Raw genomic sequence first — 15,898 nt, forward strand, 5'->3', positions numbered from 1 at the left:
CTTGGCAAGGATACGAATACAACGCTAGCCGAAGAAAAAACCGCATAATCACAGTTTAAATTTCTGAATTAAGCTTATTTTTGGTCTTTTAGGCATATACTAAAAGAATTGATTAGAAGAAACTTTCTTCATTTATCATAACCCACTTCCCCGAGTGTGCGCGCAATGGCCGAAGTTCATCCTCAATTTATTAGTCCTGACGATCTGAAAATAGGGATGTATATTTATCTGGACATTGGCTGGATGGATCATCCGTTTCCGGTCAATAGTTTCGAGGTGCGCACACAGGATCAACTCATGAAGTTGCGTGGTTTGGGTTTGCAACAAATCCGCTATGCGCCCGAGAAAAGTCACTTACCAACCACGTCTATCGTGGTGAACCAAAGCGATACGCCTCACCCATCACTCACGCCCGAAGAGATCGCCGCAAAACAGCGCAAAGCCTTATTGCATCACCAGCAAGCGAGTTTAATGCAATGCGAGCGCCAGTTTGGTCAAGCGGCTCATGAGTTTAAACACCTCACTGACATTGTCCATTCAAAGCCATTGCAAGCACGAGATGCGGCGACGCAATTAGTACAAGGCATGCTACAAGGCATTCTCAATGAGGAAGAATCAGCAATTCGGTTGTTATCAGAAAAAGCTGGCGAGAAAACGGCTTTGCACAGCGTTAATGTCACCCTGATCTCGCTACTGTTAGGCAAAACTTTAGAATTGCCTAAGGACGATATGCTTGAGCTAGGCATCGGTGCGCTTTTGCACGATGTCGGTAAAATGGAATTGCCGGATCGTTTGCGTTGGCTTGATGAACAAAGCAGTCCAGCGGAACGTCAACTGTACCAAAGTCATGTTGCTCATGGCGTGAATATTGCACGTAAACTGCAATTGTCGACCGATGCAACATTGCTGATTGCTCAGCATCATGAGTATGCCGATGGCAGTGGTTATCCCAGCCAGATACACGTCGAAAAAATGACGCAGCTTAGCCGTATTATTTCCTTGGTCAATCGTTTCGATAATCTGTGCAATCCTAGTAACGTCGCCTACGCGATCACGCCCCACGAAGCCCTGTCACAGTTATTTACTAAGAGTAAAACGCAATCCGATACGCCGACGCTAACTGCCTTTATCAAGATGATGGGAATCTATCCGCCAGGTTCCGTCGTACAACTTAGCGATGAACGTTATGCTTTAGTCGTATCGGTTAACTCCGCCCGTCCGATTAAACCCAAAGTCATCATTCACGACCCGCAGGTGCCGCGCGAAGATGCTTTGATGATCAATCTGGAACATGAGACGCAAATCGGGATTCGACGCAGCCTAAAACCTATCCAATTGCCAAAGGCCGCCTACGATTATTTATCGCCTCGGAAGCGTTTGTGCTATTTCTTTGAGCGCGCCAGCGATCCTTTATCCTTGGCCAGTAATTTATCGGGATCATTGACATGATGCCGGGACAATGGGACGCCTTAATTGAGGGGATGTTGGAAGGCGTCCTATTAGTTGATCCTCTACAACTAGAAATTCTGGCGGCAAATCGTTCCGCCCATAAATTGTTGGGCTTAAGCGCAAACAGTCTGGTTGGTATGCCGGTCGTTGAGTTGGCGTCATCGCCGGAAGATATGTTTTTTTGGGAAGATGTCGCTGCCGGTTTATCGAATAATATCTATTCGGAAACGTTGTTGAGACGAGCAGATGGCAGTATCGTACAGGTGGTGCGACGGGTCAGTCTGGTACATCTGGATCAGGCTACAGCAATGTATGTCGTGGCGATTCGTGACCATACGGATCAGCGTCATGTTGAAACCGAATTAGAAAAACTCATCGCCGAGTTACGCGCGACTTTGGAGTCGACCGCGGATGGTATTTTGGTGACGGACTTGGATGGTGGTATCCGCAGCTACAATCACCTTTTTGCTAAGTTATGGAATTTGCCAGAGGAACTATTAACGCAGCGCGAAGATGGTGCGATCTATTCGTGGATGGATCAATGCATGGTCGACGCTAGTCACTACAACGAGAGACTAGCAGCAATCAGGCGCTCACCTTTGCTCGAGGCCAATGATGTCTTGGTACTGCATTCAGGCAAAATTTTAGAGCGCGTCACACTGCCGCAATACGCACGCGGAAGGCCAATCGGACGGGTTTATTCCTTCCGGGATATTTCACAAAAACTCGCCGATCAAGCGCGCATACAGCTGGCTTCAAAAGTATTTGAAGCCAGTACCGATGCGATCTTTATTACAGATCATGAACAAAAAATTATCACCATCAATCCCAGTTTTGTACGTCTGACCCAATTCAGCGAAACTGATATGTTGGGCACCACGATCAGTGATTTTTTGCTCAATCAAAACAACGCCGAACTACTCAAACGCTTACTGGCCGATTTAGATCATCAAGGATTCTGGGAAGGTGAGATTTGGAATCGTCGCAAAGACGGACATGCGTATTTATGCATGATTTCTCTGGTGCGGGTGCAAGACGATGAAGGACAAATTTTACATACCATAGGTTTCTTTAAAGACCGAACCGAGAGCTATAACGCCAAACAAAAAATCGAAGAATTGGCATTCTCCGATGCCTTAACTGGCCTGCCAAATCGGCTCTTGCTGGAAGAACGTATCAACCAATCGATCACCCACGCTAATCGTGGAAATGGTGAATTTGCCTTGCTGTTTCTTGATCTTGATAATTTCAAGCAGATCAATGATTCACTCGGTCATCCGTTTGGCGATCGCGTTTTAATTGAAGTCACAGAGCGTCTCAAAAAATGTTTGCGTCAGGTTGATACGGCGGCACGCCTGGGTGGTGACGAATTTGTTTTATTACTGCATCAAGCCAATGCCAGTGGCGCGGAGATTTGCGCACGGCGTGTACTCGCCGATGTCGGCGCACCTTTTGGTATTGACGGCATACAGTTCAGTGTCACCTGCAGTATCGGCATTGCCTTGTATCCGGCAGATGGTAGCAAAATTGAGGATCTGATTAAGAACGCGGATAGCGCGATGTACTATGTTAAAGAACGTGGTCGATCGGATTTTCGATTCTATCAACGCCAGATGAACATCGGCTTACTATCGCGCATGAAGATCGACCACGCGATGCGTCAAGCGCTCGAGCATCAAGAGTTTCGACTGTATTATCAACCATTAGTTTGCTTGCGCAGTAACCAAGTATTCGGTGCTGAAGCATTGTTACGTTGGACCGATAAAGAGTTGGGTGAAGTCAGCCCAGCAAAGTTTATTCCGATTGCAGAAGAAAGTGGATTAATTGTTTCCATCGGCAATTGGGTCATGCACACGGCGATTGCCCAAGCCGCCGCCTGGAATAAAGATGGCCGTCATTTGCGTATCTCGGTCAATGTCTCCGCCTTACAGTTTCAACAGACGAATTTTGTCGATGATCTCGCCAATGCACTCGACGAAGCCCATCTGGATCCGGATTGTATCGAATTGGAATTAACCGAATCGATCTTAATTCGCGACGCTGAAGAAACCCTAAAAAAACTCCAAGCGATTGCTAACTTAGGCGTCAGAATGTCAATTGACGATTTCGGTACTGGCTATTCTAGTCTCAGCTACTTAAAACGCTTTCCCATCAATAAGCTCAAAATCGACCGCTCTTTCATTATGAATTTGCCCAATGATGAAAGTGACATCGCGATCGTCACCGCCATTATTAGCTTAGCGCACGCGCTCAAACTCAGAGTCATCGCCGAGGGTGTGGAAACAGTTGAGCAAAGAGAATTATTGTGCGAATTAAACTGCAATGAAATCCAGGGTTTCCTAATTGCCAAAGCCCTCGATCCACACGAGTTTGAAGCGAAATTCTTGCCACCCGAAACGCCTTTGGAGCATCAATCAGGTGATTTGTTGGTGCGGTAAGTCAGTTGACATTGTTCGAAATGCAACGCCTCGTAGGCTATTTTCGACCTAATATGTTGTTCCGCCATGCGGATTGTGCTTTTACCCCACCAGTAAACAAGCCAGAAAATGATACGATAGCGAGCCCAAGCTTCGCCGATATGGCGTAGTTCTCAAATTTGTCGTTTTATAAAAATAATGCAGCCACTTATTATCAACTTAGCCCCTACCGGCATGATTCCCACTAGGGCGCAAACGCCGCATGTTCCCTTGACTAGCACAGAAATAGCCGATGAAGCTTTAGCTTGTGCCAAATTGGGCGTATCCATGGTGCATCTTCATGCTCGTGATGTCGATGGCTTGCCAACGACAGATTCGCGCTTATTTGCGGACATTGTTTCCAAAATCCGCACTGTCAATTCGGAGGTCATCATTACCGCTACGACGAGTGGGCGTAAAGTACCCGATGTCGAGCAGCGCGCGTCAAGCTTGTATCTGGACGGTGACTTACGGCCAGATATGGCGAGTCTGACCTTAGGTTCGATGAATTTTGCAACGGAAGCCAGTATGAATTCACCAGCGACTATCATGCGTCTGGCAGAAATCATGCAGAACAAAGGTATCCGCCCTGAACTAGAAGTGTTTGATTTGGGTATGATTAATTTTGCGAAGATTTTGATTGATAAAGGCCTGATAAGCGCGCCGTACTATTTCAATATTCTCTTAGGTAATCCAGCAACAGCCCAAGCGAGCATGTTACATCTGGCCACGATGGTGAATGAATTACCAGCCGGATCGATTTGGGCAGTGGCTGGTATCGGCCGTTTTCAAACTCGTGCGAATGCCTTGGGCGTGGTACTCGGAGATGGTGTTCGGGTCGGGCTTGAGGATAATTTATGGTGGGATCAAGAACGGACGCAATTAGCAACGAATGCCCAATTGATCGGCCGTGTGACGGCACAAGCGCAGGCCTTGGGACGCCCAATTGCCAGTGCACTTGAGGTCAGACAGCGACTTGATCTGCAAATTTGGTAAGCAAGCATGAAAAAGTCCTTAGTGATATTTGGTACCAGTAATATTCTCTCGGATATTTTTGATTGTGCTATCGCGAATCATTTATCTGTCGCTAAAGTTGTGCTGCATCTGCCCGAAGAGGTCGGCGAGCGTGACCGGACTTTAGCTGATCGTTTACAGGATTTTGGTACGACAGGCGCGATTCCTGAGGTATTGCCGTTGGATGAATTTATCCCAGCGGATAATGAAGTGTATATTCTAGGGCCAACCACGCCGACCCGGGCCGTTTTAGCGGCAGAAGTTCAGCGCCGTTTCGCGATTACTTTTACTAAATTAGTGCATCCGACTGCCTATGTCTCGCCCTTGGCAAGCTTGGGTGAGGGCGTCTTTGTTGGTGCCAACAGCGTGATCGGGCCAGGCGCAAAGTTGGCTGATCACGTCTTTGTAAATCGCGGGGTGACGATAGGTCATGACACTTGCATAGGATCTTTTTCACGGATTCAACCTGGTAGTAATCTGGGAGGTTTATCGCACATTGGCAGGGGTGTCACCGTTGGCATAGGCGCGACTTTGATTGAGCGCCTGGTGGTCGGTGATGATGCGTTTATTGGCGCTGGTGCCGTGGTGACCGCCGATGTCGCTACCAGCGTTTTGGTGGTTGGGATCCCTGCTAAGTTTAAGAAAAATCTCTCGGCATAAGTACTTTTTTTGGGTCAATTCAACTCAGAGTGACTGGTGTCGCACGCCGCTTGAATTTTTCATGTGTCAGGCTGATAGCACGCAACAAAGATGGTCCGGAATTATGTAAATTAATGCTAGTTTCAAATATTTGCTTTAACTGTTTTCCCTTGCTTTCGCGTGCTGTGGGGTCGTTAATTAATGCACTCAACTCGCTAAAGTAGTCTTCATGATTTCTTGCCGCCAGTGCGCCTAATTTTTTGCCACCATCGGTCTCATGATAGGCCAGTGTTGCAAGGCCTTCTGCCATCGCTTCGGCAACGCTAAAGCCTCCACCTAATCGTGGCGGATTGACGTAAATATCGCAGCACGCATAAACCCCTTTCAAGTTTGCTTGATACGGTAGTGATTTTATGTTGGGAATCTTGTTGGCTTGCAAGCCAATCGGAATGCCCCCATCGGCACCGACGATTAGCCATACTACCTGCGGGAAGCGAACACAAATCTCTTGCATCATACTTGCCCATTCACCGGTGATTTCTTTGTGCAATCTGGCCCCGGCCGTAATCAACACGACAGCATCGGCAGCTAAACCAAGTTCTTCACGTTGAATCGTGGCCAGCGTCTCTTTTGGAATGGTACGGAAAGGGTGGTAGTAGGCCTGACTTGTCGCTTCGGGTTTGCTCTCTTTTGCTGCGATATCTGCACTGAGCCACACATCAAGTTCGCCGCATGGCGCCACTGAGGTGACATTGAGCCCCAACAAAGGATAGCGTTGATAAAGTGACTTTAGGAGCAAAGATTGGTGTCCGATAAAAAAGCAAAGGTCGGGTTGAAATAGATCCATCAACTGCAAGATGCTTTGTGCCCGCAATGGTAACGAATATTGCTCTTGTGCCCTGACGATTTCTACTGGGGAAGTAAATGTGATTTGATGCTCGAAATTGGTCTCTGGTGGGGGAATTTTCAGGTGCCCATCATTACTTAGGTATTCCCTCATATTAAGAATGCTTTGTTCTTGGCAACTAAATATGCGGATTTCTATGCCCTCTAATTGCAGTAAACGCGCGTGTTCAAATGCCATCTTCGTAGGCGGATGCTTGTAATTGAACAATTGCGGAGTGTAGATGGCGATCCGCTTTATCGTCTTCGCAACTCTGATTGTCTGAGGCGGTGTACTTTGTTGAACGACCGTACCTGCCATTTCCATTAAGCGTGGAATATTCGCCTCTTCCATCTTCTGTATAAATTCGGTGCTATTTTGATTTTCCGCGACGATGTCGCCCCATTCAAAATTGACATAGGACATCAGGCGATCAATATGGATGGGTCTGATCTGTTCCAAGGATTTGCCAGCATTAATGATTTCACTCTTGATCCCCAACACATGCCGAAAGAAAATCGCGCGATAAAATCCTGCAAGACCATGCTGGTCAACTTCTTTGTTTAGGCGATATCTAATGGTGCGGAGAATTTCGGGATTCGTATTTTTGTGGCTTAGCATCCCTAGGCGGCGCCAACCATGTCGACCAAATGGATCAGTGATAACTTGATCGAGAGCGTCTAGGATGAGGAGGATGTCGGTTTGTTGCGTCATGAGTACATCGAATAAAAAGAACTACAGAGTGAATTGAAATGGGCGATGAAAGCTTGAATCGAGCTCCGAAGTATACTCAAGAAACAATTCCGACCTTCGTTATTTAGACAGATCTCTGGAATAAATCCAAATTAGTAGCTTTTATCGTTACACTATCGGCACTTTATTTTTGCCATGCTTGGTTTATTAAAAGGATCTCTTATATGAAAAAAAGTTCGATTGCACTCGTTGTGGTCGCTGCATTGGCCGTGGCCTATCCTGCTGCGTCCTGGATGACAGGTAAACGCTTGGAGGAAAAATTAAGTAAGATGGAAAAGAAGGATGTGCTGTTTTCCAATTTCAAAGTGGTAAAGCAAAGCTATACGCGTGGCATTTTTTCATCTAAACAAGAGAGTACGATAGAACTGGACGCAGGCGGGATGTCACCAGTGTTGACACCATCAGCCTTGCCCCATAGCTTGCAGGATACTGCCGCTACTACGCCAGGACAGGAAAGTGCGGAGGCTAAGGCAGAACCAGACATCAGTTCCCCAGTTAGAAAGCCCTTGCAGATCCAGGTTATTAATTACATACAGCATGGCCCAGTACCGGGTATTTTGGGTGTTGCCGCCGGTAAGATCGAAACGGAATTGGTACTGGATGCGAGTACCCTGGCGGAAATTAAGAAGGTCTTTGGGGATAAAAAGTTTGTCGAAATCCGCACGCTATTAAATTATGGCGGCGGTGGTAGTTTCGCTATTACGAGCCCGGCGGTCAAAACCAGCGTTGGTGTGAACCAAGATAAATTGGATTGGAAAGGTCTGCGATTTGAAATCGGCTTTGATGCGGCCTACAAAAAATTGAATTTCAATTTTAATTCCCCCGGGCTTGAGGTGAATGCCGCCAATGGTGGTATTTCAGCCAAAGTTGGTGAGATCAAAATGCAAGGTGATGCAGAACGGGTGTATCCGGATGGCTTTATTTATCTTGGCACCTCTAAAGCCACCATTAGTTCGTTTAGTTTTACGAACGCTCAGGCGCAGAACAAAGGGGTTAATTTAAAAGATATCAGCTTAGAGAGTAATACGAGTTTAAAAAATGATTTGCTCAACGCCGGCCTCAAATTTGGTATCGCGAATATCATGATGAATGACACTAATATAGGCAATTTTCATTACGACTATTCCTTGCAACGCCTACATGCACCAAGTGTGAATCAATTCTTTGTGCTGTTAAGAGAGATGGATCGACTTCAGCAAGATGCTGCGGCCGTGGTGGAGACGCAGAAAAAATTGAAAGAACTAGGCGTTGAAATCTTAAAACACGATCCGGTGGTTGCCTTAGATAGATTGAGTTTGACCAGTAAAAATGGTGAATTCAAGGCCGCGGCCAAGTTCGGCTTTGTGGGTGTTCAAGCGGAGGACTTTGAGGTACCGACCGCACTGCTTTCCAAGATGGAAGTGAGCGGGCAAGCGAGTCTAACTGGTAATTTGGCCGATGACTTTATTGATGCGAGTCAAACGGATCCTGAAGCTCGGGCGATGATGCGTAGTTTGTTTTACTCACAAATCGATACGTGGGAAACGCAAGGCTACATCAAGCGCGACAACAAGGTTTCCAGTGCCGATTTTTCTTGGAAACTGGGACAGATGCTGGTCAATGGCAAACCATTTCCACCTACGCCGACGGTAGGCGCAGCAGAGGCGGCTCCAGTAGAACGAAAGTAGAACAACAAGAGACAAGTCCTTTCGACGATACAATAAAAAAAGCGACCTCAAAAACAGGTCGCTTTTTTTTGAGCGAGGAAGGCGGTAGTGAACGTCAACAAAGTCAGCTACCGCCTTTCTGGCTGAGATACTTACTTCACGCCATGCATTAATTTTTGCATTAATGGTGCGATCAGGAATAAGACAATACCGGCACCTAGCAAAGAGTAGAAGCCAAATGTGTAGCCGCTCAATGCAGAGGCAACTGACATACCGCTATCGCCACTGACGTGGCTGGCGAAAATGCCGGACAAATTGTTACCAATACCTGTGGACAGGAACCAGCCACCCATGCCCAGACCAACTAAGCGGACTGGTGCGAGTTTTGTCACCATCGACAAACCGATAGGAGATAAGCACAACTCACCAATAGACTGGATCACATACACCATGAACAAAGTCCAGAATGGAATCTTGCTTTTATCATCGACCAAGAATGTCAATGCGTACATCAATAAACCGAATGCCAAGGCATTACCAATCAAGCCCAAGCCGAATTTACGTGGAATAGATGGGTTCAAGTTGCGACGACCAAGCATGACCCAGATTGCGGCAACGACAGGTGCGAAGCCGATGATCGCTAAGGAATTCACACTTTGGAACCATGCGGTTGGGAAGATAAATCCACCCAGATCACGGTCAACAATGCTTTCCGCCAAGAATGTGAATGAGCTGCCTGCTTGTTCAAAGAACATCCAGAACAAGATATTGAATGTAAAGATCAATAACATCGCAATGACTTTATCGCGCGCGACGTTACCATTACGGATACCTTCAATCATTAGCATGACTGCTAGGCCAATAAACAATATGGTCAAAATACCCTGTAATTTCGCTGCGCCCATCGACAACAAGAAATACGCAACAGGGATCATGCACAAGCCGCCAACGGCAACATAGATTACGCGTGAGAAGCTTTCTGTGCCTGCCGCTGGTGCGCCTATGCCCTTCAACATGCGGCGACCGATGGCAAACCAGACTAAACTTAAAATCATGCCGACACCAGCAGCGATGAAGACGATCTTATAAGCAGGTGTATCACCAGTGTTAAATATTTTTTGAGCCAAGAACTGAGTAAAGATAGGCGCTAAGAAACCGCCGACATTGATACCCATGTAGAAAATCGTGAAACCAGAATCACGACGCGTATCCGAGATGCTGTACAACTTACCAACCATCGTGGAAATATTTGGTTTAAACAGACCATTACCGATAATAATCGTTGCCAGGCCCATTTTAAAGATGTCTTGATTTGGAATCGAAATCATGAACAAACCAGCTGCCATGAAGACCGCACCGATCAAAATTGAACGTTGGTATCCAATGACACGGTCAGCTACATAACCACCAAACAAGGCTGCCGCATAGACCAGTGCTAAGTAAGAGCCATACGTTAGGTTGGCATCGGCCTGTCCCGCGCCAGAGCCTTGGTAAAACTGCTCGACGATATAGAGCACCAAAGCCCAACGAATACCGTAGAACGCGAAGCGTTCCCAGAATTCGGACATGAATAACATCCACAGTGGGGCTGGATGCCCCATGATTTGCTTAAACTCTGGGATTGGGGTCTCTTGACCCGGTGTGATTGCAGCACCGCTCATGCAATTTTCTCCTGTTTATATTTTGTAAAACGCATTTTAGATTTCTTAAAAGCTCGGTTTGTTCCGTTGTATCCCTGATGACTTTTCCCATTGCAGGATAGGAGCCCCCCAGATTGAATAATTACAAAAAATACAGGGGATTTTCAACGACGGTGCATTCTAAACTAGAAATGCCTGAGATGAGGCCAATTTGTCGTTTGAGTACGCTGAAGTTTTATTGCGCAATGCGGCAAAAAAGTTTGTTTGTAGTTTGCGGTTTGAGACGCGCTACGCAATCCTCTAGTGCATGCACGCAATAACTTCATCCGATGGCAAATGGTGCCAAACGCGCATAGTTATCCAAATCGATAAACGCATCTTCACGTCGGGCGATCTGACGCATACGACCTTCATATTCGAAGCCCAATTTTTGAATTAGCTTGGCGCTGGCAATATTGGCGGGTTCGATTTCCGCCTGAATTCTGTGTAACGCCAAATTGTCAAAGCCAAAACGTAAAATGCTTAATAGACACTCATGCATAATCCCCAATCCCCAGTAGTCGGGCAGTAACCAATAGCCAATATCGGCATTCTTGTTATAACTATCGATTTCATAAAGACCACAAGTTCCCAGCAACTTGTCAGGTTGATCCAAAGTACAGATCGCCCACCAATAACCAGTTTGCGCTTGTTGCATCGATTCATACCAATCAATCTGCTCTTGCGCCGCGATTTCGGTGTCGTAAGCAATGCCGTAATGGGCGATGACTCTAGGGTTGGATAAGCCGGCGAAAATCTGTGCTCTATCAGCTTGTTGGATTTGCCGTAGTAAGTAGCGACTGGTTTGTCGGATGGGGAAGCTTGGCTGAGCTGACATGGCTGAATGGAGTGCTGTTGGAAACAAGAGTCTAGCGGATTCTTCGTCATCCGCCTGTCAATTTCTTCACCTATGATTGTCAAAAAACCAAATTGATGAGTTTATTAGGAGGATAGACAATGTACCCAAACCGACAAAAAATGATCATTTTTGATGCTGATGGCACCATTATCGACGCCTTTAGCGCAATTGAAAGGACCTTTGCGCGCCATGACATGGCGATTGGTGATCTAGAGAGTTTTCAAAAACGACACAAATTCTTTAAATATCTAGGCGGACTGAAAGAGTTTCCGATCAATATCAAAAAGCAATTGGGCAAAAAGAGTCGTCAGCAAGTGCTCACCACCTTGACCGATATCTATCGTGAAGAAGCGCAGTTTTACGCGGGCTTCGCCGATTTAATCAAACAATTGATTGCACAAGACGATATCCGTGTCGGCCTGGTGACGCGTAACGTCAGCCATGAACCACGCATCACCATGGAAAAACTATTTGCCCGCCATGATATTGACTTAGACGATCTGGATTATTTCGCCCATGTCCCTATCAGAGCGAGTAAAGCTGATTTCTTCAAAGCAGCGCGTAAACAATTTGAAATCAATCCCGCACGCGCCTATGCCTGTGGAGATGAACATAAAGATTACGCATCCGCGTTGGCGGCAGGCATGGTGCCATTTGTGGTGTCGTATGGCTTTGAAGATCATAAGCGTTTGACAAAAAAATTTGATATCCCCGACGACATTATTTCGAATACGCCGCAGGAATTGTGTGCTCGTATTCGTAATAGCCTGGATCTGCCCGGCTAGACATGCGCAATTTTTTCAATTTTTAAAGTTTTTTGTTTTTCGATGAGCTGTTTTCTGATTTATCCCGCGTAAACCAGTGAGCAATCGAAAAGCGCAGCTTGCCCGCACTGAGCCATTTCTTTTTATGTTGATGCGCAGCTTGATTACGGTGAAGTTCTTACGGTTTGCATTCACGAAGTGGTTAAAAATTGAGAAAGGTGTCGATATGAGCAAGGTCTTTAAATTACGCCAAAGCGCATTGTTGTGCAGTATTGTTGCTGCTTCCCTAGTTGCCTGCGGTGGCGAATCTGCTACGCAAATCCCTGGCGCGCAATTGCAATCGGCGCCACCGGCTGCGCCGCCAGCAGCACCAGCCGAATCGGTGAGCTTCAGCGGTATCCGCAACGCTTACACCATCACCCGTACGGCGACGGGTTTTGCTGTAAAAGAAACTACTGGCATGGGCGCTACCGTCAATGTCTCTGCCACCGCGAGTTTGAAATTTAGCGACGTTATCGTCAATTTGGCTATAGGCGATAAAGCGAAAACAATATCAGATGCCAATCTACAAACCCTGATTGAACTCTATATCGCCTTTTTCAATCGCGTACCTGATGCCGATGGTATGGTCTATTGGATAGGAGAAGTCAAAAATGGCATGACAGTGGATGCCTTGGCGACGAGTTTTTACAATGCTGGTTTGGCGAATCCCGCTGTTACTGGCTATACAGCGAGTATGACGGACGCCGATTTCGTCAAAATCATTTATAAAAATGTCTTGGGTCGCACCGGTAATACCGCACCGCCAGATGAAGACGTAAATTACTGGGCTGGTGAGTTAAGTTCTGGTCGCGCAACGAAGGGCGATCTAGTTGTGAAAATGCTCAATTCAGCCCGTACATTTGTTGGACACCCAACATGGGGATGGGTACCGCAATTACTCGACAACAAAGTCAATGTTGGTCTGTTTTTCGCAATCGAACAAGGGCTTAACTATTTGACGCCTAAAGAATCAATAGAGAAAACCATGGCGATTGTGGCGAAGATCACTTCTAGCAATATTGCCGACGCAAAAATTGCCATCAACATGCTAGATCTCCTGTTTAAATCAGGTGCGCCTTATACACCGAATGGTAATGGCAGTGGTACGGGGTCGTCACGAGATTGCTATAACAAGAATTTGATCAAACAAGGCGTCACTTATAGCACGGAGTATTCTTCTAAAGTGACGACCTTAGGCACAACGACGCTATATGTCGTGAATTACAAACCAAATGGCACCGTGAATTTCAAAGGCATTAATGCCCAAGAATTGTTGACCGACACTGTCGTCATTAGCGGCATCGCCACTGGACTTGCTGGTAAAATTAAATCGTATATGAATGTATATGACGATGAGTCGCTCTACTACGGTAGCAACGTCACTGTCACTTTGCCTGGATTTGGCGACTACAGTGTGATTGGCACGATGACACCGCCACGTCGCACTCCATTTTCAATGGCGGTGAACGCGACTGATACGCAAACCTATACGTTCAAGCAAGAAGCATCTGGTTTGCCTTTCCCAATGTTGATTCCAGATGTGACGCAGACGGATAAATTAACATTCTTAGGCATCGAGAGTGTGACAGTACCCGCCGGTACTTTTTCTGCCTGTAAGTTTAAAAATGAGAGCACAAGCAGCGGTGTTGCTAGCACGAGTTATACCTGGCAAATTGCGGATGCAAGTTATCGTGGTTTAACCGCCAAAATCGAAGCACAAGATGTGATTACCGTGGCGACCAAGCTGAGTATTCAAGGTCAGTAAGTTTGTCACGTGCATTGCATCAAATCATTAAAAAAGGCAGCCCGTGCTGCCTTTTTTACTTTGTGAAGTGACTAGAATTTCGCTTGATCTACATCTTGGATAAAACGGATTAAGCCAGTAAAGTAATTGACGCTATCGTCGTACATCGACATGTGACTTCCATTCGGACAAGTTAATGCACGTCCATGTTTCACTTTGGCTGCCATCGCCGCCATATAAAGTGGGTCCATGGTGTCGTGTTGCCCGCCGATGGTGAGCGTCGGCACCGTGATTGCTAATAGATCCGCGCTACGATCCCATTTTAATAGCTTACCGCTGGCACCTAGTTCACTAGGGCCTTGCATCGATACATAAATCTTCGCATTCACATGTTTAAACGAGCGATTGACCGGATCTGGCCAAGTCGCTTGCGGCATTCTCAGCACGTGTTTTTCGTAGTGATGTGGAATCAGTAATTCCATATAGCGCGGGTCTTCATATTTCCCGGCTGCTTCCAAGGCTTGGGTTTCTTTTAAGACTGCTTGATCCATCGCTGGCATTAAGACCTTTTGTGCATAGTCATTGTAGGCAGGGATGCTGTCAACCATATTCGAAATAATGAGTGCCTTCAAATTTTGTTGATACTTTAGTGCATATTCCATCGCCAAAATGCCACCCCAAGAATGTCCCAATAAGTAGAAATTGGATGCGTCTAAGCCTAGTGCTTTACGTACCTGTTCCACTTCCTCAACATAGCGCGGTAAATCAACCAAACTTTGGTCGTCGGGCTGATCACTGAAGTGCGAGCCAAGTTGATCGTAGTAATAATATTCAATACCAGCATTTGGAAAGTAACTGTCGAAAACTTCAAAATATTCGTGCGTCATACCGGGGCCGCCATGTAGTAGCAAGACCTTAATTTTAGGATTATTGCCGACGCGTTTAGTCCAGACCTTGAAAGCACCTTTGGGTGTATTGATGGTGATTAACTTGACACCACCGGATAAGAGATCGTCACGCCCACTGTAGTCTAAGTAACTGCTGCTGGGTTTATTCGGACTTGTGTTTTCTGCCAATTTGGCTTGATCAGCCACGGGTTTATTGCAAGCCCCTAGGGCTAAAAGCATTAAGCAACTCCAGATGAATTTCATACTATTCCTTTAAATAAATTTGAGCGTTCACGAGTCAATATTGAAAAGCTGACGGTCATCAACGATCTTCTTTTAAAGCACTCTCGATGCGACGATCAGGGATTAGCCACATTAAGGCAACGGCCACATAAATCGCTTGCGATAACAATGCGATTTGAAATGCCAGCAGAATGCCGAGTCCATACAGTAGCAAGGACAACTTACCTTTGATATCACCACCAATGGCTTTTTTCAAGATCGAACTATCGCCGGCGGAGCAAATCAAACTGTATTGCAATAACCAATATGCCAAAGCCGCCATAAATAAATTGACGCCGTACAAAGCCGTAGGCGCAGCGGCAAAGTGATTTTCACCCATCCATCCGGTTGAGAACGGGATCAGGGAAAGCCAAAATAACAAATGCAAGTTCGCCCACAGATTTCCAGCACTAATTTTATGGGTGGCATGCAACAAGTGGTGATGGTTATTCCAGTAGATGCCAATATAGATAAAACTTAAAACGTAACTGAGAAAAACAGGAAATAAGGGCAGTAAGGTCGCGAAATCGCTACCATGTGGAACCTTAATTTCCAATACCATGATGGTGATAATAATCGCGATGACGCCATCGCTAAATGCTTCAAATCGTCCTTTTCCCATCATTGATCGATCTCCTTTTTTAAGTTCTTAGGTCAAATCATTATTTAAATTGACGCTTACTTTGACTGCGGAGCTGCAAGGCTCGGCTGTCTAGATCACATTCTAGCCATGTATGTTCAATGAAGTGAGACAGTAGGGCTGTACCGAGGGCACCACCCCAGTGCGACTTGCGTTCACTT

At 46.2% G+C, this 15,898-nt stretch carries 13 protein-coding genes; 8 read left to right on the top strand and 5 right to left on the bottom strand.

The genetic code is table 11. From position 1 onward, the window contains the following. Positions 1-165 precede the first annotated feature (165 nt). The 5 genes from H8K52_RS02145 to H8K52_RS02160 are packed head-to-tail and all read left to right on the top strand — an operon-like array spanning position 166 to position 5,579. Positions 166-1,449 carry an HD-GYP domain-containing protein gene (locus H8K52_RS02145; RefSeq protein WP_186920991.1) on the top strand — a complete coding sequence of 428 codons (1,284 nt, stop codon included), beginning with the start codon at positions 166-168 and terminating at the stop codon, positions 1,447-1,449. Then, a complete protein-coding gene (locus tag H8K52_RS02150) occupies positions 1,446-3,887 on the top strand; it encodes a sensor domain-containing protein (RefSeq protein WP_186920993.1) in 2,442 nt (813 codons plus the stop codon). The genes H8K52_RS02145 and H8K52_RS02150 overlap by 4 nt, the downstream gene beginning before the upstream one ends. Positions 3,888-3,907: 20 nt before the next feature. Continuing rightward, positions 3,908-4,036, top strand: a complete 129-nt coding sequence (locus H8K52_RS21520) for a hypothetical protein (RefSeq protein ID WP_281387928.1) — start codon at positions 3,908-3,910, stop codon at positions 4,034-4,036. Between the two features lie 28 nt (positions 4,037-4,064). Beyond that, on the top strand, positions 4,065-4,901 hold the full coding sequence (locus tag H8K52_RS02155) for a beta-keto acid cleavage family enzyme (protein ID WP_222613656.1): 837 nt from the start codon (positions 4,065-4,067) through the stop codon (positions 4,899-4,901). Positions 4,902-4,907: 6 nt separating this feature from the next. Further along, entirely contained in the window at positions 4,908-5,579 is a 672-nt protein-coding gene (locus H8K52_RS02160; RefSeq protein WP_186920995.1) for an acetyltransferase, read from the top strand. Positions 5,580-5,598: 19 nt separating this feature from the next. Here the strand turns inward: H8K52_RS02160 and H8K52_RS02165 are convergent, their stop codons facing one another. Further along, positions 5,599-7,155, bottom strand: coding sequence for a glycosyltransferase family protein (locus H8K52_RS02165; protein WP_186920997.1), 1,557 nt, complete (start codon positions 7,153-7,155; stop codon positions 5,599-5,601). A gap of 203 nt (positions 7,156-7,358) precedes the next feature. Between H8K52_RS02165 and H8K52_RS02170 the strand changes: the two genes are divergently transcribed. Next, positions 7,359-8,861 (top strand): YdgA family protein, encoded by a 1,503-nt coding sequence (locus H8K52_RS02170; RefSeq protein WP_186920999.1) that lies wholly within the window; start codon positions 7,359-7,361, stop codon positions 8,859-8,861. Between the two features lie 131 nt (positions 8,862-8,992). Here the strand turns inward: H8K52_RS02170 and H8K52_RS02175 are convergent, their stop codons facing one another. Both H8K52_RS02175 and H8K52_RS02180 read right to left on the bottom strand, forming a co-directional pair. Continuing rightward, on the bottom strand, positions 8,993-10,501 hold the full coding sequence (locus H8K52_RS02175; RefSeq protein WP_186921001.1) for a peptide MFS transporter: 1,509 nt from the start codon (positions 10,499-10,501) through the stop codon (positions 8,993-8,995). Between the two features lie 301 nt (positions 10,502-10,802). Then, positions 10,803-11,357, bottom strand: coding sequence for a GNAT family N-acetyltransferase (locus H8K52_RS02180; protein WP_186921003.1), 555 nt, complete (start codon positions 11,355-11,357; stop codon positions 10,803-10,805). Between the two features lie 119 nt (positions 11,358-11,476). Here H8K52_RS02180 and H8K52_RS02185 point away from each other — a divergent pair, with 119 nt between their 5' ends. Beyond that, positions 11,477-12,163, top strand: coding sequence for an HAD family hydrolase (locus tag H8K52_RS02185; RefSeq protein WP_186921005.1), 687 nt, complete (start codon positions 11,477-11,479; stop codon positions 12,161-12,163). 76 nt (positions 12,164-12,239) lie between these two features. Next, positions 12,240-13,949 carry a DUF4214 domain-containing protein gene (locus H8K52_RS21145; RefSeq protein ID WP_186921006.1) on the top strand — a complete coding sequence of 570 codons (1,710 nt, stop codon included), beginning with the start codon at positions 12,240-12,242 and terminating at the stop codon, positions 13,947-13,949. Positions 13,950-14,020: 71 nt separating this feature from the next. Here the strand turns inward: H8K52_RS21145 and H8K52_RS02195 are convergent, their stop codons facing one another. Next, a complete protein-coding gene (locus H8K52_RS02195) occupies positions 14,021-15,079 on the bottom strand; it encodes a proline iminopeptidase-family hydrolase (protein WP_186921007.1) in 1,059 nt (352 codons plus the stop codon). 58 nt (positions 15,080-15,137) lie between these two features. Then, positions 15,138-15,719, bottom strand: a complete 582-nt coding sequence (locus H8K52_RS02200) for a TMEM175 family protein (protein WP_186921474.1) — start codon at positions 15,717-15,719, stop codon at positions 15,138-15,140. Positions 15,720-15,898: the final 179 nt, after the last annotated feature.

This window comes from Affinundibacterium seohonense (assembly GCF_014284305.1).
Lineage (GTDB): Bacteria > Pseudomonadota > Gammaproteobacteria > Burkholderiales > Burkholderiaceae_D > Undibacterium > Undibacterium seohonense.